Annotated in this window: 20 protein-coding genes; 10 read left to right on the top strand and 10 right to left on the bottom strand. The window is 72.3% G+C overall.

Going from position 1 to position 22,380, the window contains the following annotated elements; all coding sequences use genetic code 11:
* Positions 1 to 47: 47 nt before the first annotated feature.
* A complete protein-coding gene (locus tag IM770_RS14100; protein ID WP_203581784.1) occupies positions 48 to 2,222 on the top strand; it encodes a caspase family protein in 2,175 nt (724 codons plus the stop codon).
* Between the two features lie 36 nt (positions 2,223 to 2,258).
* Here IM770_RS14100 and IM770_RS14095 read toward each other — a convergent pair whose 3' ends face one another.
* Both IM770_RS14095 and IM770_RS14090 read right to left on the bottom strand, forming a co-directional pair.
* The gene (locus IM770_RS14095) at positions 2,259 to 3,929 is read right to left on the bottom strand and encodes a 5-oxoprolinase subunit B/C family protein (protein WP_203581783.1); all 1,671 of its coding nucleotides are present in this window, start codon (positions 3,927 to 3,929) and stop codon (positions 2,259 to 2,261) included.
* Positions 3,930 to 4,032: 103 nt separating this feature from the next.
* Positions 4,033 to 4,788 (bottom strand): 5-oxoprolinase subunit PxpA, encoded by a 756-nt coding sequence (locus IM770_RS14090; RefSeq protein ID WP_203581782.1) that lies wholly within the window; start codon positions 4,786 to 4,788, stop codon positions 4,033 to 4,035.
* 262 nt (positions 4,789 to 5,050) lie between these two features.
* Here IM770_RS14090 and IM770_RS14085 point away from each other — a divergent pair, with 262 nt between their 5' ends.
* Positions 5,051 to 6,856 carry an ABC transporter ATP-binding protein gene (locus tag IM770_RS14085; protein WP_203581781.1) on the top strand — a complete coding sequence of 602 codons (1,806 nt, stop codon included), beginning with the start codon at positions 5,051 to 5,053 and terminating at the stop codon, positions 6,854 to 6,856.
* Positions 6,857 to 7,048: 192 nt separating this feature from the next.
* On the opposite strand, the gene IM770_RS14080 is transcribed toward IM770_RS14085, so the two are convergent.
* Positions 7,049 to 8,011 (bottom strand): ABC transporter permease, encoded by a 963-nt coding sequence (locus IM770_RS14080; protein WP_203581780.1) that lies wholly within the window; start codon positions 8,009 to 8,011, stop codon positions 7,049 to 7,051.
* Positions 8,008 to 9,012 (bottom strand): ABC transporter permease, encoded by a 1,005-nt coding sequence (locus IM770_RS14075; protein ID WP_203581779.1) that lies wholly within the window; start codon positions 9,010 to 9,012, stop codon positions 8,008 to 8,010. The genes IM770_RS14080 and IM770_RS14075 overlap by 4 nt, the downstream gene beginning before the upstream one ends.
* Between IM770_RS14075 and IM770_RS18085 the strand changes: the two genes are divergently transcribed.
* Positions 8,999 to 9,127 (top strand): hypothetical protein, encoded by a 129-nt coding sequence (locus IM770_RS18085; protein ID WP_275403169.1) that lies wholly within the window; start codon positions 8,999 to 9,001, stop codon positions 9,125 to 9,127. The two genes, IM770_RS14075 and IM770_RS18085, sit on opposite strands and share 14 nt — an antisense overlap.
* Here IM770_RS18085 and IM770_RS14070 read toward each other — a convergent pair.
* Entirely contained in the window at positions 9,117 to 10,790 is a 1,674-nt protein-coding gene (locus IM770_RS14070) for an ABC transporter substrate-binding protein (RefSeq protein ID WP_203581778.1), read from the bottom strand. The genes IM770_RS18085 and IM770_RS14070 overlap by 11 nt on opposite strands.
* A gap of 258 nt (positions 10,791 to 11,048) precedes the next feature.
* Between IM770_RS14070 and IM770_RS14065 the strand changes: the two genes are divergently transcribed.
* The 3 genes from IM770_RS14065 (at position 11,049) to IM770_RS14055 (ending at position 13,218) form a co-directional block, all read left to right on the top strand.
* Positions 11,049 to 11,912 carry a spermidine synthase gene (locus tag IM770_RS14065; protein ID WP_203581777.1) on the top strand — a complete coding sequence of 288 codons (864 nt, stop codon included), beginning with the start codon at positions 11,049 to 11,051 and terminating at the stop codon, positions 11,910 to 11,912.
* A 246-nt stretch (positions 11,913 to 12,158) separates the two neighbouring features.
* Positions 12,159 to 12,683, top strand: a complete 525-nt coding sequence (locus tag IM770_RS14060) for a tetratricopeptide repeat protein (protein ID WP_203581776.1) — start codon at positions 12,159 to 12,161, stop codon at positions 12,681 to 12,683.
* A gap of 43 nt (positions 12,684 to 12,726) precedes the next feature.
* Positions 12,727 to 13,218, top strand: coding sequence for a SprT-like domain-containing protein (locus tag IM770_RS14055; RefSeq protein WP_203581775.1), 492 nt, complete (start codon positions 12,727 to 12,729; stop codon positions 13,216 to 13,218).
* Between the two features lie 40 nt (positions 13,219 to 13,258).
* Here IM770_RS14055 and IM770_RS14050 read toward each other — a convergent pair whose 3' ends face one another.
* Positions 13,259 to 13,900, bottom strand: coding sequence for a 2-phosphosulfolactate phosphatase (locus tag IM770_RS14050; RefSeq protein WP_203581774.1), 642 nt, complete (start codon positions 13,898 to 13,900; stop codon positions 13,259 to 13,261).
* A 214-nt stretch (positions 13,901 to 14,114) separates the two neighbouring features.
* Here IM770_RS14050 and IM770_RS14045 point away from each other — a divergent pair, with 214 nt between their 5' ends.
* A complete protein-coding gene (locus IM770_RS14045) occupies positions 14,115 to 14,624 on the top strand; it encodes a hypothetical protein (RefSeq protein WP_203581773.1) in 510 nt (169 codons plus the stop codon).
* Positions 14,625 to 14,657: 33 nt separating this feature from the next.
* Here the strand turns inward: IM770_RS14045 and IM770_RS14040 are convergent, their stop codons facing one another.
* Positions 14,658 to 15,251 (bottom strand): NADPH-dependent FMN reductase, encoded by a 594-nt coding sequence (locus tag IM770_RS14040; protein ID WP_203581772.1) that lies wholly within the window; start codon positions 15,249 to 15,251, stop codon positions 14,658 to 14,660.
* A 141-nt stretch (positions 15,252 to 15,392) separates the two neighbouring features.
* On the opposite strand from IM770_RS14040, the gene IM770_RS14035 reads away from it, so the two are divergent.
* Positions 15,393 to 17,135 carry a gluzincin family metallopeptidase gene (locus tag IM770_RS14035; RefSeq protein ID WP_203581771.1) on the top strand — a complete coding sequence of 581 codons (1,743 nt, stop codon included), beginning with the start codon at positions 15,393 to 15,395 and terminating at the stop codon, positions 17,133 to 17,135.
* A complete protein-coding gene (locus tag IM770_RS14030) occupies positions 17,132 to 18,490 on the top strand; it encodes a ComEC/Rec2 family competence protein (RefSeq protein WP_203581770.1) in 1,359 nt (452 codons plus the stop codon). The genes IM770_RS14035 and IM770_RS14030 overlap by 4 nt, the downstream gene beginning before the upstream one ends.
* 53 nt (positions 18,491 to 18,543) lie before the next feature.
* Here the strand turns inward: IM770_RS14030 and IM770_RS14025 are convergent, their stop codons facing one another.
* On the bottom strand, positions 18,544 to 20,025 hold the full coding sequence (locus IM770_RS14025; protein WP_307785470.1) for an FtsX-like permease family protein: 1,482 nt from the start codon (positions 20,023 to 20,025) through the stop codon (positions 18,544 to 18,546).
* Complete coding sequence (locus IM770_RS14020; protein WP_239066237.1) at positions 20,022 to 20,900, bottom strand: ABC transporter ATP-binding protein; 879 nt, start codon at positions 20,898 to 20,900, stop codon at positions 20,022 to 20,024. Before IM770_RS14020 ends, IM770_RS14025 begins: the two co-directional genes overlap by 4 nt.
* 136 nt (positions 20,901 to 21,036) lie before the next feature.
* On the opposite strand from IM770_RS14020, the gene IM770_RS14015 reads away from it, so the two are divergent.
* Positions 21,037 to 21,723: a hemerythrin domain-containing protein gene (locus IM770_RS14015; RefSeq protein WP_203581769.1), complete on the top strand. Its 687-nt coding sequence runs from the start codon at positions 21,037 to 21,039 to the stop codon at positions 21,721 to 21,723.
* A 2-nt stretch (positions 21,724 to 21,725) separates the two neighbouring features.
* Here the strand turns inward: IM770_RS14015 and IM770_RS14010 are convergent, their stop codons facing one another.
* Positions 21,726 to 22,379, bottom strand: a complete 654-nt coding sequence (locus IM770_RS14010; RefSeq protein ID WP_203581768.1) for a response regulator — start codon at positions 22,377 to 22,379, stop codon at positions 21,726 to 21,728.
* Between the last annotated feature and the right edge of the window lies 1 nt (position 22,380).

Genomic DNA, 22,380 nt, shown 5'->3' with positions numbered 1-22,380 from the left:
CCACCGGGCCCGGCGTGACTGCGGGCCGCTACTCCGAAAGGCCTGTCATGTCCCAGCCCACCCTGACACCCGATCAGCTCGCGAACCTGCGGGCCCACGTCGTCTACACGGCCGACGGCAAGCTCGCCGACTCCTCCACCCCCGATCCGCAGGACCTCGACGCGTACCGCACCACGGCGGAGGACGTGAAGGCGATCGTGTACACCCACCTCGACGCGTTCGTGCGGGCGCAGCAGGAGAAGAACCCGCAGCGCGGCCCGGTGCCGGTGCTGATCTGGGCGCACGGCGGGCTGACGACGAAGGAGCAGGGGATGCTCACCGCGCACCGGCAGGCGGGGTGGTGGCTGAAGAACGGCGTGTACCCCATCCACGCGGTGTGGGAGAGCGGGTTCTGGAGCACGCTCGAGGACGTCATCGGCGGCAAGCAGGCCGGGCAGCGCGGCTTCACCGACGTCACCGACATCGCCGTCGAGGCGGCGGCACGCCTGCTCGGCGGCCGGAAGTTCTGGGACGACATGAAAGTGGACGCCGCGGCGGCGTCGCTCGGTCCGCTGGACGGCCACGGACCCGGCGGCGGCTTCGTGCTGGCGGCGGCACTGCGGGACTATCTGCAGAAGAACCCGAAGTCGATCGCGCTGCACGCCGCGGGGCACAGTGCGGGATCGATCTACCACAGCGCGTTCGTGCCGCTGCTCTTCGACGGCGACGACGCGGTGGAGAAGGTCGAGACGGTCACCTTCCTCGCGCCGGCGGTGCGCGTCGACACGTTCGAGCAGAAGCTCCTCCCGCTGGCCCGGCGGGGCGGCATCGAGGATCTGTCGATCTTCACCATGGACAAGGACCACGAGAAGCGCGACAACACCGGCGGCGTCTACCGCAAGTCGCTGCTCTGGCTGGTCTCACGGTCGTTCGAAGTGGAGAAGGAGGCGAAGATCCTCGGGCTCGAAGAGCACTTGAGCAAGGCCGGGCCCACGATGGCATACCTGCGGCAGAAGGGTGAGCGGCTGGTGCTCGGTCCGGTCGCCGATGGCAAGCGCACGAGCTCGAAGGCCACCTCGCACGGCGACTTCGACAACGATGCCGACACCATGACGAGCCTCGCCCGCCGGGTGGTCGGCACGCGCGCGACCGGTGACGACGACGACATCGCCCAGCTGTTCGGTGCGGAGAGCCGCGACGCGTTCCCCACACCGCCGGCAGAGCCGACGGCACCGCGCGGTGCCGCTCCGCGCAAGCGGGCGCTCTGCATCGGCATCGACAAGTACGTCCGGCGTCCGCTCAGCGGCTGCGTCGCCGACGCGCAGACGTGGGAGGACACCTTCCGGTCCCTGGGCTTCGAGATCGAGCCGACGCTGCGCGACGCCGAGGCCACGCGCGAGGCGATCCTGCGGGCGATGCTCGCGCTGGTCACGACCTCGTCGGCGGGCGACGTCGTGGCGATCCAGTTCGCCGGCCACGGCACCTCGGTGCCCGACCTGAACGGCGACGAGGTGGACTCCTTCGGCACCAACGACGAGGCCCTCTGCCCCATCGACGTGTTCGACGGGCAGCTCGTGCTGGACGACGATCTCGCCGTCGTGTGGGACGCGATCCCCGACGGGGTGTCGGTGTCGCTGTTCTTCGACTCGTGCCACTCGGGCACCGCGAACCGCAAGCTGACGGACGCCGACAAGGCGGCTATGAAGATCCCGGTGGGCACGACCGCGCGCAAGCTGGAGCTCGAGCCCGCCGAGCGCGAGCGCTTCCGCGCGACTCGCAGCGCCTCTCTCGACGACCCGGTGCGCAAGGCGGCCAAGGACGAGGTCATCGACGCCGAGTCCGGCCGCGCCGTCGAAGACGCCCCGCGGGCCGTCCGCGAGGTGCTGTTCAGCGCGTGCCAGCCCGATCAGGTCGCCCTCGAGACAGGCGGGCACGGGGTGTTCACGACCAACGCCACCAAGATCCTGCTCGCCAACCCGGCTGCCACCAACCGCGAGTTCTATGCAGCGGTGCGCGATGCGATGGCCCAGCTGTGGGAGCAGAAGCCGTCGTTCGAGCCCGGCGTGGGTCTCGCCGAGGTGCCCGTGCTGTCGCCGCACGACCCGGATGCGACCACGCCGACGGCTCCGTCCGGACTCGTGACGGTGCTCGATCGCGTCACCGACACCGGGGTGCGCACCGCGGCGATCGTCGCGATCCTGAGGGCGACGGCCGACCTTCTCGAAGCGGGCGGCGCGGACTGACCCCTTCTGGTCCCGTCACCCTCGCAGCGGGACGCGTCACGCCGGCGGGCGCGCGTGCCGGAACCGGATGCGCGTGCCCGGCCGGGCCTGCGCGATCAGGTCGAGCGCGGCATCCGTCACCACCGCGATGACGGGGTAGCCGCCGGTCACCGGCCCGTCCGCCAGCAGGATGGTGGGCCGGCCGCTGGGCGGCACCTGCAGCGCCCCGGGCACCATGCCCTCGCTCGCGAGCTCGCCGGGCCGCGCGCGTTCGAGCTCCGGCCCGTCGAGTCGTGCGCCGACCCGGTCGGCGTGGTTCGAGACGGTCCAGACCGTCTCGAACAGCGTCTCGAGCGCGCCGGCGGCGAACCAGTCCGCCCGCGGCCCTGCGGCGAGCGCGAGCTCGATCTCGTCGTCGTGGGGTGCGCCCCACGCGCCGGGCGGTGCGACCGGGATCGGTGCGGCGGTGTCGTCGCGGACCCGCACGACGTCGCCGGCGCGCAGCGCGGCGGGTCCGAGTCCGGCCAGCAGATCGGTCGCCCGTGAGCCGAGCGCGACCCGGCCGTCGACGCCGCCCCGCACCGCGACGTAGGCGCGGGCGCCGTGTGCGAACCAGTCGAGCCGAAGCTCCGTTCCGGCCGGCCACGCGTGCGCCTGGTAGGGATCGACCTCTCGACCGCCGATGCGCACGGAACCCCATGCGCCCGTCACGGCCACCCACAGGTCGGCTTCGGCGACGGCGCGCAGCCCGCCCATCGTCACCTCGAGGCCGGCCGCGCCCTCGGGGTTGCCGAGGAGTCGGTTGGCGGTGCGCAGGGCACCACGGTCGAGCGCTCCCGAGACGGCGACGCCGAGGGATGCCGCGCCCGCGCGCCCGAGATCCTGTACGGTCGCGAGGAGGCCCGGCTCGAGGATCCGGATGCCGGCGGTCTGCGCTTGCGGCATCGATGCGGTCGGCTCCGGCGACGCGCCGGACTCGGACGTGCGAGCCGGGTCAGCGGCCGCGGCACCCGTCGCGTCTGCGGCGGCGCCCGGCGCGGCCACGGCACCCTCTGCGGCTGCGGCGGTGCCCTTTGCGGCTGCGGCGGCATCCGTTGCGGCTGCGGCACCCGTGGCCGCTGCGCGCTCCGCGCGGGGCCGGAAGCGGACCCGCGCGCCCGGGGTGAGGAGAGCGGGGGTCGCGGCATCCGGATCGAACAGCGTCGCGTCGGTCGTGCCGATGAGCCGCCAGCCGCCCGGGGTGTCGCGGGGATAGGCGCCGGTGAAACCGCCCGCCAGACCCACCGCGCCGGCGGGGACACGCGTGCGGGGCGACGCCAGCCGCGGCACATCGAACCCCCAGTCGTCGCTCACGAGGTAGCCGAACCCCGGCGCGAACCCGGTGAACGCGACGCGCCACTCGGCCGCCGCGTGGCGCGCCACGAGCTCATCCGCGGCGATGCCCAGCAGCGCCGCGGTCTCGGCGAGGTCGGCGCCGTCGTAGACGATGTCGAGCTCGACGAGCGGTCCGATCGCACCGCCGCCCGCCCGCGCCCGCGCGGCCTCCGCGAGTGCCCACGCCCGCGCGGAGGCGAGCGGGAGCACTCGCGGGTCGACGCGCACGAGCAGAGTGCGCGCGGCGGGCACGAGGTCGATGACCCCGGCGGGCCGCGATGCGGCGAGCGCCGCGTGCAGGGCGAGCACGTCCTCGCGGCCGTCGACCTCGAGGAGGAGCGCGCGCTCCCCCATCGGCCGCACCTCGGCCCTCACCACCGCCGCACCGCCGCACCGCCCGGAATCGCGGTACACCGACGATCGATCGCACCGACCGCGCCCGCCAGGGCCGTCCGGCTCACCACGGCGCCCGCACCTCGACACCCGCCGCATCGAGCGCTGCCCGCACGGCGCGTGCCATGGCAACGGCGGACGGCGAGTCTCCGTGCACGCACAGGGAAGCGGCATCCGCCCCCACCACCGTGCCGTCGACCGCCTCCACCACGCCTTCCCGTGCGAGGCGCACGGCGCGCGCGGCCACGACGCCGGGATCGTCGAGCAGAGCGCCGGCCTGCGCGCGGGGCACCAGCGAGCCGTCCGGCAGATAGCCGCGGTCGAGGAACGCCTCCTGCACGAACGGCAGGCCGACGGATGCCGCGGCCCGCGCGATCTCGCCGTGAAGGCCCAGCACGGGCAGCGGCCGCCCGAGCCGCGCGGACAGATCGGCGACGGCGCGAGCGACGGCGTCGGCCTGAGCCCGGTCGCGGGTGACCGCGTGGTACAGCGCACCGTGCGGCTTCACGTAGCGGAGGTCGGCGCCGGCGGCGCACAGCGCGTCGAGCTGCGCGGCGACCTCGGCCGACAGATCGGCCGTGTCCATCGCCACGGCGACCCGGCCGAAGTTCTCGCGGTCGGGGTAGGAGGGGTGAGCTCCGACAGCGACCCCGAAGCGGGTCGCCCGCTCGACCGCGGCGCGCATCGACGCGGTGTCGCCGGCGTGCCCGCCGCACGCGACGTTGGCGCTGGAGATAACCGCGAACATCGCCTCGTCGTCGGCCGTCGGCACGCCGTCGACCGTCTCGCCGAGGTCCGCGTTGAGGTCGATCGCCGCCATGCGACCACGCTACTGCGCGTCCCGCGACGACTCGCGGGCCTCGGCTCGGCCTCTGGAGCAGGTGCCGAGAACCTGGTCGGTCACCGCGACACGCCGGCGACGGATGCCGCAACACGGCGCGTCTCGTCTCCGACCAGGTTTTCGGCACTCGGGAGGGAGGTCGGGAGCAGATTGCGCAGCCGAGGCCGCCGCGCGTTACGGATCCGTAAAGGCTGACCCCGCACCGGTGCGCGAAAGGGCGCCGACGTGCAGGATGGACCCCATGGCCCGAACCACCGAACGTCTCGCGGCCGGATCGCCGCTGCTCCAGGTCCGCGACGTCGCCGTCGAGTTCCAGACCATCGACGGTCCGGTGCACGCCGTCGAGGGCGTCGACCTCGACCTCGCCGCCGGCGAGACACTGGCGATCGTCGGCGAGTCGGGCTCGGGCAAGTCCACCACCGCGATGGCCGTGATCGGCCTGCTGCCGGGCAACGGCAAGGTGACGCAGGGCAGCATCCTCTTCGAGGGCGAGGACCTGGCGGGCGCGCCCGAGAGCCGGATGCGCAGCATCCGCGGCCGCTCGATCGGCCTGGTGCCGCAGGACCCGATGTCGAACCTCAACCCGGTCACGAAGATCGGCACCCAGATCGCCGAGACGCTGCTCGCCCACGACCTCGCCACCCGCAAGGACGTCGATCGCAAGGTCGTCGAGACGCTCGCGGCCGCCGGCCTGCCGAACGCCGCCGATCGGGCCAAGCAGTACCCCCACGAGTTCTCGGGCGGCATGCGCCAGCGCGCGCTCATCGCGATCGGGCTGGCGTGCGACCCGAAGCTGCTGATCGCCGACGAGCCCACCAGCGCGCTCGACGTCACCGTGCAGAAGACGATCCTCGACCAGCTCGAGCGCATGACGAGCGAGCGCGGCACGTCGGTCATGCTCATCACGCACGACCTCGGTCTCGCGGCCGAGCGCGCTTCGCGCGTCATCGTGATGAACCGCGGCCGGATCGTCGAGCAGGGCCCGGCCCGGCAGATCCTCGAGGATCCGCAGCACCCGTACACCCAGGCCCTCGTCAAGGCGGCCCCGTCGGTCGCGGCCGTGCGCCTGCGGCCCGAGGTGTTCCGCACGACCGCCCCGGCCGCTCCCGCACCCGACATCGCACCGGCCGCGACACCGGACGGCGAGCCCACGGAGGCCGCCGCGGAGGGGCGGACGGATGCCGCACCCGCCGCCGTCACCGCGCCCCGGGCCGACGAGCCCGCGGCCCCAGACGCACCGGGGGCCGAGGCATCCGCTCCCGACAGCATCGTCGAGGTCGAGGGCCTGACGAAGATCTACAAGGTGCGCGGGAGCAAGGACGACTTCGCCGCGGTGCAGGACGTGTCGTTCTCGATCCCGCGCGGCGAGACCGTCGCGATCGTGGGCGAGTCGGGGTCGGGCAAGACGACGACGGCCCGCATGATGCTGCGGGTCGTCGAGCCCACGAGCGGCACCATCCGGTTCGACGGCCAGGATGTCGCCGCGCTCAAGGGCCGCGACCTCAAGCTCTTCCGGCAGCGCGTGCAGCCGATCTTCCAGGACCCCTATTCGTCGCTCAACCCGATGTTCTCGATCGAGCGCATCATCTCCGAGCCGCTGGAGTTCTACAAGCGCGGAAACGCCAAGGAGCGCGCGGCGCGGGTGCGCACGCTGCTCGACGACGTGGCTCTGCCCCAGACGATGCTGCGGCGCTACCCGTCGGAGCTGTCGGGCGGGCAGCGCCAGCGGGTGGCGATCGCGCGGGCGCTCGCCCTCTCCCCCGACCTCATCGTCTGCGACGAGCCCGTCTCGGCTCTGGATGTGCTGGTGCAGGACCAGGTGCTGACGCTCCTGCGCGACCTGCAGCGCGAGTACGGCCTCAGCTACCTCTTCATCTCGCACGACCTCGCCGTGGTGCGTCTCATCAGCGACTACGTGTGCGTCATGAAGGACGGCCGGCTCGTGGAGGCGGCCTCGTCCGAGGAGATCTTCACCAACCCGCGCGACCCGTACACGCGGCGACTCCTCGCCTCGATCCCCGGCAACGAGCTCGACATCGCCGTCTGATCCGGACGAGCGCCGCCCTGCGACATCCTTCCCGTCCTCCCCGCGCCCGTCGCCGCGGCCTCCCGTCGCCTCCCGTTCTTCACCGAGACTTCAACGGGGCGCCGAGACCTCAGCCCGCAGGTGCAGTCTCGGCGCCCCGTTGGAGTCTCGCGGTGAAGCGGACCGGCGGAACGGCTGCTCCGCCCGGCCTCGTCAGCGGGCTCGGGTGCGGGGGTCCATGGCTTCGCGCAGGGCCTCGCCGAACAGCGTGAAGCCGAGTGCCGTCACGGTGATGCAGACGCCCGGGAGGAACGCCAGCCACGGCGCGACGGCGAGCTCGAGCTGCGCGTACGTGAGCATGCGCCCCCACTCGGCGGTCTGCGGCACGTCGCCGCCGAGGCCGAGGTACGACAGGGCGGCCGCCTCGATCACCGCGGTCGCGAGCGACAGCGTGGCCTGCACGATGACCGGCCCGACGGCGTTCGGCAGCACGTGGCTCATCGTGATCTTGCCGCGCCCGAGTCCGAGCGTCTGGGCCGACAGCACGTAGTCGGCGCTGCGCTGCTGCAGCATCGACGCGCGGAGCAGGCGCGCGAAGATGGGCACCTGCGCGACGCCGATGGCGATCATGAGCGACGCCTGGGTCTGACCGAGGATCGCCGCCACCGACACCGCGAGCAGCAGCGACGGGACCGACAGCAGGATGTCGACGATGCGCATGATGAGGGTGTCGACCCACCCGCCGAACATGCCGCACAGGAAGCCGAGGATCATGCCGCCGACGAGACCGATCGCGGTCGACACGACGCCGATGATCAGCGTCGCCCGCGCGCCCCAGATCAGCTTGGACAGCACGTCGCCGCCGAAGCGGTCCAGGCCCAGCGGGAACTCGGGGATCTCGCCGGGGCCGGGGATGTGCGTCGGCGTGATGTAGCGCTGGCCGGGCAGTTCTGTGGGGCCGTAGGGCGCCAGCCAGGGCGCGAGGATCGCGACCAGCACGAGCAGGGCGATGATCGCGCCGCCCACCCACGCGCTGGGGTTGCGGCGCAGGCGGCGGAACACGTCGCGCCAGAAGCCGCCGCCCGCGGTCTTCGCGGCGAGCAGCTCCTTGTCGTCGACGGAGGTGTCGTCGACGGGGCCGCCGCTGGGGGCGGGGGGAAGCATCGCGGATGTCATGAGACCCTCACTCTCGGGTCGATGAAGCTGTACGACACGTCGACCGCCAGGTTGATCAGGGCGTAGCCGATCGCGATGAAGATGATGAAGCCCTGCAGCACCGGATAGTCGCGCGTGAAGATGGCGCGTGCCAGGAACGAGCCGATGCCGGGGAACGCGAACACCGTCTCGGTGAGGACCGCGCCCGAGATGAGCAGGCCCACCTGCAGGCCGATCGTGGTGATGACCGGCAGCATCGCGTTGCGCAGGATGAACCGTGACCGGATCGTCGAGCGCGGGATGCCCTTGGCCATGCCGGTGCGCACGTAGTCCGAGTTCTGCACCTCGAGCACCGACGCGCGCGTGATGCGCACGATGATCGCGAGGGGGATGGATGCCAGGGCGATCCCGGGGAGGATCAGGTGCAGGAACGCGTCCCACGCGGCGTCCCACTCGCCGGTGAGGATGCCGTCGAGCACGTAGAAGCCCGTGTAGTGGGTCGCGTCGAGGCGGGGGTCCTGACGGCCCTCCGACGGCAGCCAGCCGAGCTGGACGGCGAAGACCCACTTCAGCATGAAGGCGAGGAAGAAGACCGGGATCGTGATGCCGAGGAGGCTCGCGCCGACGAGGAAATGGTCGGACGCCCTGCCGTGGCGGCGCGCGGCGAGGTAGCCGAGCGGGATGCCGAGCCCCACCGCGAGGATGATCGCGAAGATGCTGAGCTCGATCGTGGCGGGAAGACGCTGCGCGAACTCCTCGAGGACCGGCTGGCGCGTCTGCAGCGACGTGCCGAAGTCACCCTGCAGCAGCTGCCCGAGCCACGTGAAGTACTGGACGATGAGCGGCTCGTTGAAGCCGTATTGCTCGTTGATCTGCTCGACCGCCTCGGGCGTCGCACGCTCGCCGAGCAGGGCGACGGCGGGCCCGCCGGGCAGCGCCCGGACCCACAGGAACAGCAGGATGGACAGGCCGAACAGGGTCGGTATCAGCAGGAGCAGTCTGCTCCCGATGGTGCGTAGCACGTGGAGTTCTCCGGAAGAGGCGACGACGGTCGCGGGCGAGCGGTCGGAGGTGACGGATGCCGCTGCCGACGATCGCGCGTCGGCAGCGGCATCCGTTCTCGGCGTTACTCGCTGAGCTCCACCATGTTGTACACCTCGTCCTGCACCGGGCTGGCGGGGTACGAGGTCACGCGCTCGGCGAAGGCGAGCGTCGGGACCGGGTGCGCCAGCGGGATGCCCGGCAGGTACTGCATGATCTGCTCGTTGACCGCGGCGTAGGCGGACTCCTGCTCCTCCTCGCTCGCGAGGCCGCGGGCCTCGGTCAGCGCGGCGGTGAGCTCGTCGTTCGTGAAGCCCCACTCGTTGCCCGGGCTGGCGAAGAACGTCCCGACGAAGTTGTCGGGGTCGTTGTAGTCGCCCGTCCAGCCGAGCAGGTGGATGCCGTGGTCGGAGCCGCCCTGGATGCGGTCGAGGTAGGTGGGGTTCCAATCCTCGCCGACCGGCGTCAGCGTGATCCCGACCGCCTCGAGCTGCGACGCCAGGTTGGTGTAGATCTGCTCCGGGTTCGGCATGTACGGCCGCGACACGTTGACGGGGTAGTTGAACTGCAGCGTCAGCGGGTTCGCCTCGGTGTAGCCCGCCTCTGCGAGCAGCGCGGTGGCCGCCTCGGGGTCGTACTCGTAGGTGGTGACGTCCTCGTTCCAGCCGATGACGACGGGCGGCATGAACTCGCGCGCCACCTCGGTGCCCTCGGGGAGGATCTGCGCGACCAGCTGCTCCTTGTCGATCGCATGCGCGATCGCCTGGCGCACGCGGATGTCGGCGAGCTCCGGCACCGCCTGGTTCATGGCGAGATAGAGGATGTTGAACGCCTCGCGGTTCACCAGGTTGAACCCGGCCTCTTCGAGAGCTCCGAGGTCGGCCGGCGCGACGAGGTCGTAGCCGTCGATCGAGCCCGACTCGAGCGCCTGGCGCCGCGCCGTGGTGTCGCCGATCACCTGGAAGATGATCTCCTGCACCTGGCCCTGCTCGCCCCAGTAGTCCTCGTACGCGCTCAGCGTGACCGACTCGCCGGAGTTCCATTCGTCGAACTTGAAGGGACCGGTGCCGACCGGGTGACCCTGCGCGTACTCGCTGAGCACGGGCGCCTCGGCGGTGCCGCCGACCTCGTCGGCGCTGTACTCCTCGAGCGCGGTGGGGCTCTGGATGGCGAACGACGGCAGCGAGAGCGCCGGGATGAAGCCGGCGAACGGCTGCGTCAGGGTGATGACCGCCTCGGTGTCGCTGGTGGCCTCGCAGCCGCCGTAGATCGAGGTGCCCGTCTCGGCGTAGCCGCGCATGAGCTTGCCCCAGTAGTACGACAGGCTCTCGGTGGCCGCGACCCCGGTGAAGTTGTTCATGCGGTCGAAGTTGAAGCAGACGGCGTCGGCGTTGAAGTCGGTGCCGTCGTGGAACGTCACGCCCTCCTTCAGCGTGAACGTGTACTCGAGGCCGTCCTCCGACTGGTCCCAGCTCTCGGCGAGGCCGGGTGCTGGGTCCGCGGTGCCGGGCTCGACGCCCACGAGTCCCTCGAAGATCTGGCGCGAGACGCGGAACGTCTCGCCGTCGTTGGCCATCGCCGGGTCGAGGCCGGAGATCTCGGCGGAGGCGCCGAAGATGAAGGTCGAGTCGACATCTTCCGACGCGTTGTCGTCGCCGCCGCCGTCTTCGCGCTGACTCGCGCAGCCGGTGAGGACGATCGCGCCGACGGCGACCGCGGCGGCGCCGGTGAGCCAGCGCCTTCTCGCAGTGTGGAGCATGTGCTGTGCACCTTCCAGGTCGTGGGGGCTCCGCTGCACATCGTCGTGGAGCAGAGGTGCGCGCAAGCCCTCAGCGGGGTGTGATGCTCCGACGCTACCCGGGGTCGGGGCTCTCGTCGGTTACACCTGTGTCTCGATTCGGTTTCGGAGGTGACGGATGCCGTGGGCTCAGCGTTCTGCGAAGCGCGCATCACTGCGGCGTGGCAGAAGTGTCAAACGCGCCCGGCCGACACCGCGGGGGCGGCTAACGTGGGGATCATGGCACGCGCGCGGCAGGAAGCATCCGTCCCCTCCGTGCGCCTGTCCGACGGAACGCTCGCGCGCGTCGTGCCCTCGGCGTTCGGCGGCGGGTGGGAGCTCGACGTCGACGGCACGCCGCAGTCGCACGTCGACCTCGACGACCCGACGCACCTGCACTTCGAATACGTCGCGCGCATGGGCGCGGTGATCGACCGACTGCGGATGCCGGGGCAGCCGCTGACGGCGATCCACCTGGGTGCGGGCGCCCTGACGATTCCCCGCTACATCGAGGCGACCCGGCCGGGCTCGCGTCAGCAGGTCGTCGAGCTCGAGCCGGCGCTGTGGGACATCGTGCGCGAGAATCTGCCGCTCCCCCGCGGCGCGTCGATCCGCGTGCGGATCGGCGACGCCCGCGAGACCCTCGGCCGCCTGCCCGCCGCGCTCGTCGGCGCCGCCGACCTCGTCGTGTCGGACGTGTACTCGGGCGCCCAGACGCCCGCGCACCTGACCACGGTGGAGTTCTTCACCGAGGCCGCGCGGTTCCTCGCGCCCGACGGCGTGCTGCTGGTCAACGTCGCCGACGGGGCCGGCCTGGCCTTCGCCCGTCGCGAGGTGGCCACCGTGCAGGCCGTGCTGGAGAACGTCATCGTGCTCGCCGAGGTGCAGACCCTCAAGGGGCGCCGCTTCGGCAACCTCGTGATCGCCGCCTCCCGCGCACCGCTGCCGACCGAATGGCTGCCCCGGCTCATGGCGGCGGGCCCGCACCCGGCCAAGGTCGCCGAGGGCCGCGAGCTCGACGACTTCGCGCGCGGCGCGCGGGTCGCGACCGACGCCGACGCCACGCCGTCGCCGAAGCCCTCGGCATCCGTCTTCACCCGCTGACTCCGCCGCCCACTCCGCCGTACTCCGCCGCCCGCTCCGCCGGACTCCGCGTCCCCCGTCGAGAAACCGCGTCGTCGTCGAGAGACCCCGTCCTGGGCGTCGAGGACGTGGTCGTTCGACGAGAACGAGGTTCGTCGACGGAGCTGGGCCAGCGACGGATGCCGCAGCCCGGCGTGGCATTGCGGCCAGCGGCGAAGCGACCGGCACACTGGGAGAGCCACCGGCGCGGCGAAGGGAGATGCTGACGTGAGCTACATCCGCGGGTATGACCCCGACACTCTTCGCGAGCAGGTGAATCCCGGCCAGTGCAGGGAGCGGCTCGAAGAGATCGGCGAGCAGCGCAGCCTTCCGGCGCTGCTCGAGCGCGTGTGGCTGCTGAAGGTGCTCGACCGCGCTGAGGACGCCCTGGTGATCTCCGAGCAGTCGGTGCGCGTCGCGCGCATGGCCGGCACCCGCAAGGACCTGCTGCGGGCGCGCATCCTCCACGCCACCGTGCTGCAGGCCCGCGGTGCGTACGCCGCCGCCGAGCAGGAGCTCACGACGTGCGCCGAAGAGGCCGACGGCCAGGGCTGGGCGGGCATCGGCGCCTTCGCGTACCAGCACCGCGGCAAGGTGCACTTCGACGCCGGTGACTTCGAGTCGGCCCGCAAGGACTTCAAGCGCGCGCTGTTCCTGCGCCAGGAGTCCGGCGCCACCGAGGACCAGCTCGAGTCGACGCTCCTCGCGATCGACGCCGCCGACCGCCGCCGTGCGGCCGCCGTGGCCAGCTGACCGCAGCGGACTGAGTGTCGGAGATACGTTCTAGTCTCGCGCCATGTCGGAACTGCATCGCGTGCGGCATTGGGCCGAAGCCCTGATCGCCGCCCACCTCGACCCCTCGTGGACCTTCGCGTTCGACAACGCCAAGCGTCGCGCGGGTCTGTGCGACTACACGCGCAAGCGCATCAGCGTCTCGCGGTATCTCGCGGCGCGGTACGACGACGACACCAACCACCAGACGCTGCTCCATGAGGTCGCGCACGCGCTGGCCGGGCCGCGCGCCGGGCACGGAGCCCGGTGGAAGGCCGTGGCCCGCGAGCTCGGCTACGTCGGCGGCACGACGCACGACGGCGAGACGGCCACCGAGCTCGCGCCCTGGATCGGGGTGTGCCCCGCGGGGCACGTCGCCTACCGTCACCGCCAGGCGACGCGTCCCACCTCGTGCGCGAAGTGCGCCCCGCAGTTCGACGAAGCGCACGCCTTCACCTGGACCCGCCGTGAGATCAGCCGCGCCGCGCGCCTCGCGGCGATGACCCCGCGCGACTGACGACGCGGGCTCGGGCGGTTCGCGGCGGCCGGGCGGCCGCTCAGCAGGCGACGAAGACGCCGTCGCGCAGGACCGGGACGACGGATGCCGCGTCCGCCGCGGCGGCGTTCAGCACCTCGTCGCGCGCATCGCGGTCGAGGAGCTCCTGACCTGAGCCGCTCGCGGTGAGCAGGTGGCGCACCGCGCCCCGCAGGCCGCGGAACGACTCGCACGCCGCGGCGGCCTCGGGTGAGGTGTGGTCGACGCCGAGGTCGCCCAGCGCGTCGACGATCGCCCCCACCCCGAGCAGGTCCTCGACCGCGAAGCGCAGCGGCGCGCCGGGCTCGCGGCCGGCGAGCTCACCGGCCGCGATGAGCGAGATGCTCGTGCGCGCGGCGCGCTCGTGCTGGATGGCCACCACGGCGCGCGCGACGGCAGCCGCGTTGCGGAGGCATCCCAGCAGCACGACCCCACCCGACTCCTGCGCCGCGGCGGCGACCGCCGCGCCGTTGAGCGACACCGCGTGCGCGGCGGCGTCGAGTGCGACGACCTCGCCGCTCGCGACGGCGTCGGTGACGGTCGTCGAGAACCGCAGCACGTCGACGACCACGACGACGTCGGCGGGCGCGAGGCGTCGCAGCCCCTCGACGCCCCAGTCGTGACGGACTTGGTAGCGGCGCTGGTCGAACGGGCTCTCGGGCATCCGTCCAGCGTAGGCCGGGGCATCCGTCGCTCCCCACCCCACCCGACCGCACCCGGTGCGAGGATCGCGTGTTCTCACCCGAGAGGACCCGTCACGCGCGCGGACAACGCGTGTTCTCGGTGAGAGCACGTGCGGCGAACTCCGACCTGGGGCACGAAGTGCACCGGCACGCAAGCCCGGGCCCGGCGGAAGGGCGGGTGCGACACTGGAGCGCATGCGGATCCTGCTCAAGTTCGTGATCGACTGCGACGCCGATGCCGCGTGGCGGGCGCTGCACTCCCCCCGGGCGGTGGCCGAGCTGTACGGCCCGCTGATGGATCTGGCTCCGCTCGTGCCGAGCGGCCTGCCCACGTCGTGGACGCCGGGCGACGACGTGCCCGTGCAGCTGTCGGCATTCGGCGCGGTGCCGATGGGCCGGCAGCTCATCCATGTGAGCGAGCGGTCCACCCCCGAACCCGGAGGGCAGGTGCGCATCTTCCGTGACAGCGGGATCCCGCTCACGGGCCCGCTCGCGAGCCTCGACGTGTGGGACCACCAGATGGCCGTGTCGCCGGCACCGGGTCAGCCGGGCAAGACGCTGTGGCGGGACCGCCTGGTCATCGGCGGTCCGACGGCACCGCTCCTGTGGCCGGTGCTGTGGGGCGTCTGGCAATGGCGCGCCGCGCGCGTGCGTGCCCTCGCGCCCACGTGGGCGCACGAGCCCGAGTCACCGGACCAGGAGTGAGACGGATGCCGCGGGTCGCGGCATCCGTCATCGTCAGTCCTGCGGGATGACGGTCAGCACCCGCGCGGTGTACTCGAGGAACTTCCGCATGAAGGTGCGGAGGAACTCCTCGGTCTCGGAGTCGGTCACGCTCGCGTCGTCGGCGATGAGACCGGGTGTGATCTGGATGTAGGCCTCGGGCGAGGTCATCTGTCGCGCGTTGAGGTAGCTCAGGGTGCCGCGAAGCGTCTGCTGGCCGACGGCCGTGCCGATCTTGCCCGGCGATCCGCCGATGACGCCGGTGGGCTTGTCCTCCCACGCGCTGTCGCCGTAGGGCCGGCTGCCCCAGTCGATCGCGTTCTTCAGGGGTCCGGGAATCGACCGGTTGTACTCGGGCGTCACGAAGAGCACGGCATCGGCCGAGCGCACCGCCTCTTTGAAGTCGATCGCCGTCTGCGGGTAGTCCGCATCGAGGTCGCGGTTGTACAGCGGGAGGGCGGCGTAGGGGATCTCGAAGAACTCCAGTTCCTGCGGCGCAAGGCGCTCCAGTGCCTCGGCGAGCCGCCGGTTCACGGATTCGCGCGACAGGCTGCCGATGATGACGCCGATGCGGTAGGGCGGTTCGTGCTCAACGATCTCGATCTGCATGCCGCCAGCCTGCACCCGGGGATCTGCGCTCAACACCCCCTTGCGCCGCGGGCGCGCGGGTATCAGCCGCGCGCAGCCGCCCCTCTTCCACCGCGGGACAAGTCGCTGCATCGTAGGAGCGAAGACTCTGGGGGTGTTCACATGACCGATGGCGTGGAGTACGCGGAACCGGCCGACGAACCGCGCACGCACGTGACCCTGCGCCTCATCGCCCAGGACCCGACGGTGACCGGAGACGACGGCAGGATCCTCACGGCGCAGGTGAAGGTGCCGTGGTCGCGTATGGAGGACGGCCCCCGGGGCGCACGGCTCCACGTGGTCGACTACGACACCGCGACCGGGCGCTACGTCAAGCACGCGGCACTGAGCAAGGATGACCTCTACGCGAGCGCCGACGACCAGGTGCTGCGCACCGATGCGGCCTTCCACGCTCAGCACGTCTACGCGACGGCGGCGCGCACGCTCGCGCTCTTCGAGACCGCGCTGGGGCGACGGCTGCCGTGGGGTTTCCGGAGCCACCAGCTGTACCTCGTGCCGCACGCCTTCGCCGAGGCGAATGCCTACTACTCGTCCGACGACCATGCCCTGCTCTTCGGCTATGTGCCCCCGCCCGACCCGCGCGGCGAGACCATCTACACGTGCCTCAGCCACGACGTCGTCGTGCATGAGACGACGCACGCCGTCCTCGACGGCCTTCGCGGTCGGTTCCTCGAGCCGAGCCTGCCGGATCAGGCGGCCTTCCACGAGGGGTTCGCCGACATCGTCGCCCTGTTGTCGGTGTTCTCGATGCGACCGGTGATCGAGCAGGCCCTCGGCAAGCCCGACAAGAGCGGCCGCATCTCTCGCAGCCGTGTGCAGCCCCGGGCATTGCGGGCGAGCATGCTCGCACGCGTCGCGGAGCAGATCGGCAACGTCCTGACGCAGGGCCGCGGGGCGCTGCGGGAGTCGGCGCTCAAGCCGCCGCCCGCCGACTGGGCCAGGCGCACCGAGTTCCTCGAGCCGCATCGCCGTGGCGAGGTGCTGGTGGCCATCGCGTTCGACCTGCTCATCGCGATCTGGGACAAGCGACTGCGCGCCCTGTTCTGGGGCCCCAACGCCGAGCCCGGCGCGGGTCGCGGGATGTCGGTCGATCGCGCGCGGGCCGCCGAGGAGGGTGCGAAGGCGGCGTCCCAGCTGCTCACGATGCTGATCCGGGGGCTCGACTACCTGCCGCCCGTCGAGTTCGACTTCGGCGATCTGCTCAACGCGGTGCTGCTGGCCGACCACGAGGTCGTGCCCGACGACGACCTGGGCTATCGCCGGATGCTCTTCGACGGGTTCGCCAAGGCGGGCATCGAGCGCAGCTCTGCGCGCGTCACCGACGTGCTGAAGGCCGAGTTGCCGCCGCACTACCTCGGCATCAACTTCGCCGGGCTCCGGAGCGACCGCGACGAGGTGTTCCGGTTCCTGTGGCAGAACGCCCGGCGCCTCGACATCGACACCGACTACTACACGGCGATCGAATCGGTGCTGCCGACGCAGCGGATCGGGCCGGACGGTCTGATCGTGCCCGAGTCGGTCGCCACCTACGTGCAGATGGCCGACCTGACCGCCCGCGAGTTCGCCGAGCGGTCGGGGCTCCAGCTCTCGCCGGCGATCCCGCCCGACACGACGGTGCAGCTCCTCGGCGGCGGCACGCTGATCTTCGACCAGTTCGGCCGTCTGAAGCTGCACGTCCACAAGCGGCTCGACGACTGGCGCCGCCAGCAGCGCCGTCTGGAGCACCTCGCGCGCACCGGCCGCTTCGACACCAAGCAGCGCCTCGGCTTCTCCGACGGCGCTGCCCGCGGGCAGACGTTCGCCGAGCTGCACCGCACCGAGCAGCGATCCGGGGAGGAATGGTGAGCGCTCCGACGCGCGTGCGTGTGCGCATGTACCAGGTCGGCTTCGGCGACTGCTTCCTCGTCTCCGTCGAGTACGACGGCCCGCTCGAGGACGGCAGAGCCGAGCGGCACGTCCTCATCGACTACGGCACGAGTCACCCGCCCCGGGACGGCCGGGCGGACGGCGGCATGGCCGAGGTCGCCGCACTCATCGAGAAGCACACCGGCGGCACGCTCGACGTGCTGGTGGTCACGCACCGGCATCGCGACCACCTCGGCGGGTTCGGCATCGACGCGGGCGCGGCGATCATGCGAAGGCTCGCGCCGAAGCTCGTGCTGCGCTCGTGGACCGAAGACCCGGCGCTGTCGGCGACGGCGGACGGGCCGGGCGGGGCCGACGGGCCGGGCGGGGGCGGCGGGCCGGGCGGGGGCGGCGCGGCCGCCGACCCGCCGAACGGACTCACGCGCGCCTCGGTGCGCCACGCCGCGCTGCTGGCGCAGGCCCAGGAACGCGTCGCCGGCCTGAGCAATCTGGCGGGCCTGGACGACCGCGTCAGGGCTGCGGCGGCTGAGCAGCTCAAGAACGCCGAGGCGGTGGGCGTCCTCGACGAGCTGTCGGGCGACGATCGAGGCCGCTACCTGTACGCGGGGCGGGAGACGGGCATCGAGGCGGTGGTGCCGGGGCTCCGCGCGACGGTGCTCGGCCCGCCCACGGTGGACCAGGATCCGCGCGTCGCGCGGCAGCGCACCGACGATCCGGAGTACTGGCTGACCGCGCTCGATGCGTCGCTGCGGGTGATCGGCTCGGCCGCCGACGCCGACGGCGCCGCCCCGCCGATCTCGAACGGGTCCGGTCCGGTGCACTGGCTCATCCACCAGCTGGCCAGCCATCGCTCCCACTCGGTCGCGCGGCTCGTACGCGACCTCGACGACGCCCTCAACAACACCAGCGTCATCCTGCTGCTCGAGGTGGAGGGGGTGTCGATGCTGTTCCCGGGCGACGCGCAGATCGAGAACTGGCAGCACACCCTCGACCGGCTGGCCGACGCGCCGCAGCTGCGCCGCCGCCTCGCCGACGTCGACCTGTACAAGGTCGGCCATCACGGCAGCCGCAACGCCACGCCGCGGTCGCTCCACGATCTCTGGAAGGGGCGCAGCTCCGGGGCGCCCCGGCTCGCCGCCGTCATGTCGACGCGGCAGGGGGTACACGGCAAGGCCGACAACGCCGTGCCGAAGCCGCAGCTCCTCTCGGCGCTCCGCGAGGTCGGAGATCTCTACTCCACCGACGACCTCGACGCGGGCGAGGAGTGGCTCGAGCTCGAGGCCGACGCCGCGAAGGGACCGTTCCGTCTGGTCCCCTTCGTGAAAGGCGGATGAGCGGATGCCGCGGCGCGAAGCCTCCGCCGCGGCATCCGTCCGGTCTCCCGGCCTCAGTCGGCGAGCGCCTCGACCGGCGCGACCCGCGTGGCCAGGCGCGTCGGGACGACCGCCGCGACGAGCGTCAGCACGGCCGTCGCGATCACGATGACCACGACCGGGATCCACGGCACGGCCGGCGCGACGAGCGTCGGCGCGGAGAACGACGGCGGCATGGGGACGGCGCCGAGGAGCGACTGCGCGCCCGCCCATCCGTAGGCGATGCCGAGAACCAGCCCGGTGGCGGTCGCGGCGATCGTGATGTGCGCGGCTTCGAACAGCACCATGCGGCGCACCTGGCCGGTCGACACCCCCAGCGCCCTCAGCAGGCCGAGTTCCCGCCGGCGCTGCACCACCCCGATCGTGAGGAGGTTCACCAGCCCCACGGCCGCGATGACCGCGGAGACCGCGACGAGGCCCATCATGATGCCCGCGAAGGTGTCGAGGAGGGTGCTGAGCTCGGCGGGAGCCTCGCCGCCCGCCGACGTCGTCAGCACGGCCTTCACCGTCTCGAGCGCGACCGCGAACATCGTGACGAGCGTGACCCCCATCACTACGCCGATCGCCATGCGGCTCGAACGCTCGGGATACCGCAGCGCGTTCTCCGCGGCCAGGCGCGCCGTCGCCGAAGAGCCGAAGATCCGGCCGACGAGCCGCAGCACGGGCGGCATGACGAGCGTGGCGCCGAGCGCGAGGCCTGTGAAGGAGAAGATCCCGCCGAAGAAGGCGACGACCACGCCGAGCGGCGACACCAGGCCGATCGCGATCCCGCCCGCGAGCAGCGCGCCGCCGATCGCGAACAGCGTGAGGGCGGCGCCGTTGCGCGCGCCGCGGCGCGTGAACGCGTCGTGCGATGCCTCGACCGAGCCCCCGAGCGCCTGCAGCGGCGTGACGGTGAGGACGCGTCGCGAACCCGCCCACGCAGCCGCCCACGTGGTGAGCGCGACGACGGTCGCCGGGAGCACGAGCACCGGCTGCACGACCGCGTACTCCACGCCCTCGATGCCCAGCGCGACGGTCGCCAGCGCGATCCCCGCCCACGAGGCGACCGTGCCGCCGACCAGCCCGAGCACGGCGCCGATGACGCCGACGACGAGTCCCTGACGCGCGACCTCCGCGCGCTGGGAGCGGGCCGATGCGCCGATGAGGCGCAGCAGCGCGATACGGCGCGTGCGGCCGGCGATGACCGTGGCGAACGTGTTCGCGGTGACGATCGAGGCGACGTACACGGCGACGCCGATGAGCAGGAAGCTCATGATCGCGAGCACTGCGGCGAGCATGCCGCTCTCGCCGATGAAGGGATCGGCGCGCAGCACGGCGGCGATGAACCCCGTCGCGCTCAGCAGGAGTGCACCGAAGGCGCTCGAGATCGCCGCGACGAGGATGCTCGCCCCCATGCCCCGCTCCCGGAGCCACGCGAGCGTCGCGGCCGAACTGCGCGGGGATCCGGATGCCGCAGGTCGCGGCATCCGTCCCGCCTCGACGACCGCGCTCACGACGCCACCGTCCGCGCGGGCGCCGCCACGCCGGACCCGAGTCCAGCCGACGCGGCCGCGGCGCCCGGCGCGCCGGACCCGAGTCCAGCCCGCGCGGTCGCGGCGCCCGAGGCCCCGGACCCGAGCTCGGATGCGAGCATGTACGCCGAGATCTCCTCAGCGCTCTGGCACGGCTTGTCGGCGACGATGCGCCCGTCGCCGAGGAACAGCACGCGGTCGGCGTGCGACGCGGCGACGGGGTCGTGCGTCACCATCGCGATCGACTGCCCCTGCTCGCGGCTCGCGGCCGCCAGCAGCGCGAGCACCTCGCGGCCCGACCGCGAGTCGAGGTTGCCCGTCGGCTCGTCGGCGAAGACGAGGTCGGGCGCGGTGGCGAGCGCGCGGGCGATCGCGACGCGCTGCTGCTGTCCGCCCGAGAGCTGGTGCGGGCGGTGGTTCAGGCGGCTGGTGAGGCCGAGGCGCTCGACGAGCCCGTCGATGCGGGCGCGCTCGAGCGCCGTCGGCCGGCGACCGTCGAGGTCGAACGGCAGCAGGATGTTGCCGAGTGCGTCGAGCGTCGGCACGAGGTTGAACGCCTGGAACACGAACCCGACGCGACGGCGGCGAAGGATCGTCAGCTCCAGGTCCGACAGGCCGGTGATGTCGGTGTCGCCGATCCACGCGCGGCCCGAGCTCGGCGCGTCCAGGCCCGCCATGATGTGCATGAGCGTCGACTTGCCCGAGCCCGACGGTCCCATGATGGCGGTGAACTCGCCGCGCCGGATGCCGACGCTCACGCCGTCCAGCGCGTGCACCGTGCCCTCGCCGGTGCCGTAGGTCTTGGTGAGCTGCTGCACCCGGGCGGCGAGGCCCAGGTCGGTCGATGAGAGTTCCATGCCTCCGACGCTAGGGACGACCGCGCGTCACGCGCGTCGCCCGGTGGAGGCATCCGCCGTACATCCCGAGGATGATCTCGCGCGCTGCGCCCTCCGGGAGTAGGGTCTCGCCAGGTTCGACGAAGGGGAGACGACGATGCCTGCCACACCTCTGCCCGCGAGCGGCGACGCCCCGCAGCCCAAGACGTGCGACGCGAGCGGGATGGCCATGATCCATCGCGTGTTCCGCGCCGGATTCGGCGAGGCCGACGACCTGGTGCGCGGCGTGCGCGACGGCGACCACGCGCATGCCGCGGTCGTGGCCGACCAGCTGGCGCTGCTGTCGCTCGGTCTTCACACGCACCACGAGGGCGAGGATGAGCGCCTCTGGAGTGCGCTGGAGGAGCGAGCCCCCGCCTGCGGCGGCCACGTCGCACGCATGAAGGAGCAGCACCTCGCAATGATCGCGCCGCTGCACGATCTGGACGCCGCCCTCCCGTCCTGGCGCGCCAGCGCGTCCGCGGCGGACGCCGCACCCCTGCTCGATGCGATCGAACGCGTCAATGCGGCGCTCGCGGTGCACCTTCCCGACGAGGAGACCACGATCGTGCCGGTCATGGAGACCGTCCTCACGCCGAAGGAGGTGGACTGGTTCTCCGAGCACGGCCGCAAGGCGACCCCGAAGGGCCAGATGTGGAACAGCCTCGGCATGATCCTGTCGGCCCAGCCCGACGGCGGCGAGGAGCTCCTGCACGACGAGCTTCCGGCGCCGGTGCGGCTGCTGTGGCGGTACGTCGGCGCACGCAGGTACGCCGCGCACCGCGCGGCCCTCGAGGGGCGCTGACGCTACGCCAGCCCGTGCTCGAAGGCGAACACCACCAGCTGCACGCGGTCGCGCAGCGCGAGCTTGGTGAGGATCCGGCTGATGTGGGTCTTGACCGTGGCCTCGGACAGATACTCGCGCGCGGCGATCTCGGCGTTCGACAGGCCGCGCGCCGCGAGCGCGAAGATCTCGCGCTCCCGGTCGGTGAGCTCACCGTAGGCCGGCGGGACCGGCCTGGGGGCGGCATCCGTGAATCTCTCGAAGAGCTCACGAGTGGCGGATGCCGCGATCACGGCGGATCCCGCGTGCACGGTGCGGATCGCCGCGAGGAGGAACTCGGGGTCGGCGTCTTTGAGGAGGAACCCGCTCGCACCCTGGCGGATCGCGCGGGCGGCCGCCTCGTCGAGGTCGAACGTGGTGAGCATCACGATGCGGGGCGGCGGTGCGCCGTCGACGGGAGGATCGCCCAGCAGCTCGGCGGTCGCGGCCAGTCCATCCATCACGGGCATGCGGATGTCCATGAGCACGACGTCGGGCCGCGCCTGGCGCACGGCGTCGAGGGCCTCGCGGCCGTCGGCGGCCTCGGCGACCACCTCGAGGTCAGGCTGCGAGTCGACGAGCATGCGGATCCCGGCGCGGAAGAGCGCCTGGTCGTCCACCAGCGCAACGCGGATCATG

This window comes from Microbacterium hibisci, assembly GCF_015278255.1.
Classification (GTDB): Bacteria; Actinomycetota; Actinomycetes; order Actinomycetales; family Microbacteriaceae; genus Microbacterium; species Microbacterium hibisci.
This window is presented reverse-complemented; position numbering and strand designations above follow the sequence as displayed.

Coding starts and splice junctions, on each gene's coding strand:
- IM770_RS14100 (WP_203581784.1), top strand. CDS start 48: ATGTCCCAGCCCACCCTGACACCCGATCAGCTCGCGAACCTGCGGGCC.
- IM770_RS14095 (WP_203581783.1), bottom strand. CDS start 3,929: ATGGGGGAGCGCGCGCTCCTCCTCGAGGTCGACGGCCGCGAGGACGTG.
- IM770_RS14090 (WP_203581782.1), bottom strand. CDS start 4,788: ATGGCGGCGATCGACCTCAACGCGGACCTCGGCGAGACGGTCGACGGC.
- IM770_RS14085 (WP_203581781.1), top strand. CDS start 5,051: ATGGCCCGAACCACCGAACGTCTCGCGGCCGGATCGCCGCTGCTCCAG.
- IM770_RS14080 (WP_203581780.1), bottom strand. CDS start 8,011: ATGACATCCGCGATGCTTCCCCCCGCCCCCAGCGGCGGCCCCGTCGAC.
- IM770_RS18085 (WP_275403169.1), top strand. CDS start 8,999: ATGGTGCGTAGCACGTGGAGTTCTCCGGAAGAGGCGACGACGGTCGCG.
- IM770_RS14070 (WP_203581778.1), bottom strand. CDS start 10,790: ATGCTCCACACTGCGAGAAGGCGCTGGCTCACCGGCGCCGCCGCGGTC.
- IM770_RS14065 (WP_203581777.1), top strand. CDS start 11,049: ATGGCACGCGCGCGGCAGGAAGCATCCGTCCCCTCCGTGCGCCTGTCC.
- IM770_RS14055 (WP_203581775.1), top strand. CDS start 12,727: ATGTCGGAACTGCATCGCGTGCGGCATTGGGCCGAAGCCCTGATCGCC.
- IM770_RS14050 (WP_203581774.1), bottom strand. CDS start 13,900: ATGCCCGAGAGCCCGTTCGACCAGCGCCGCTACCAAGTCCGTCACGAC.
- IM770_RS14045 (WP_203581773.1), top strand. CDS start 14,115: ATGCGGATCCTGCTCAAGTTCGTGATCGACTGCGACGCCGATGCCGCG.
- IM770_RS14040 (WP_203581772.1), bottom strand. CDS start 15,251: ATGCAGATCGAGATCGTTGAGCACGAACCGCCCTACCGCATCGGCGTC.
- IM770_RS14035 (WP_203581771.1), top strand. CDS start 15,393: ATGACCGATGGCGTGGAGTACGCGGAACCGGCCGACGAACCGCGCACG.
- IM770_RS14020 (WP_239066237.1), bottom strand. CDS start 20,900: ATGGAACTCTCATCGACCGACCTGGGCCTCGCCGCCCGGGTGCAGCAG.
- IM770_RS14015 (WP_203581769.1), top strand. CDS start 21,037: ATGCCTGCCACACCTCTGCCCGCGAGCGGCGACGCCCCGCAGCCCAAG.
- IM770_RS14010 (WP_203581768.1), bottom strand. CDS start 22,379: ATGATCCGCGTTGCGCTGGTGGACGACCAGGCGCTCTTCCGCGCCGGG.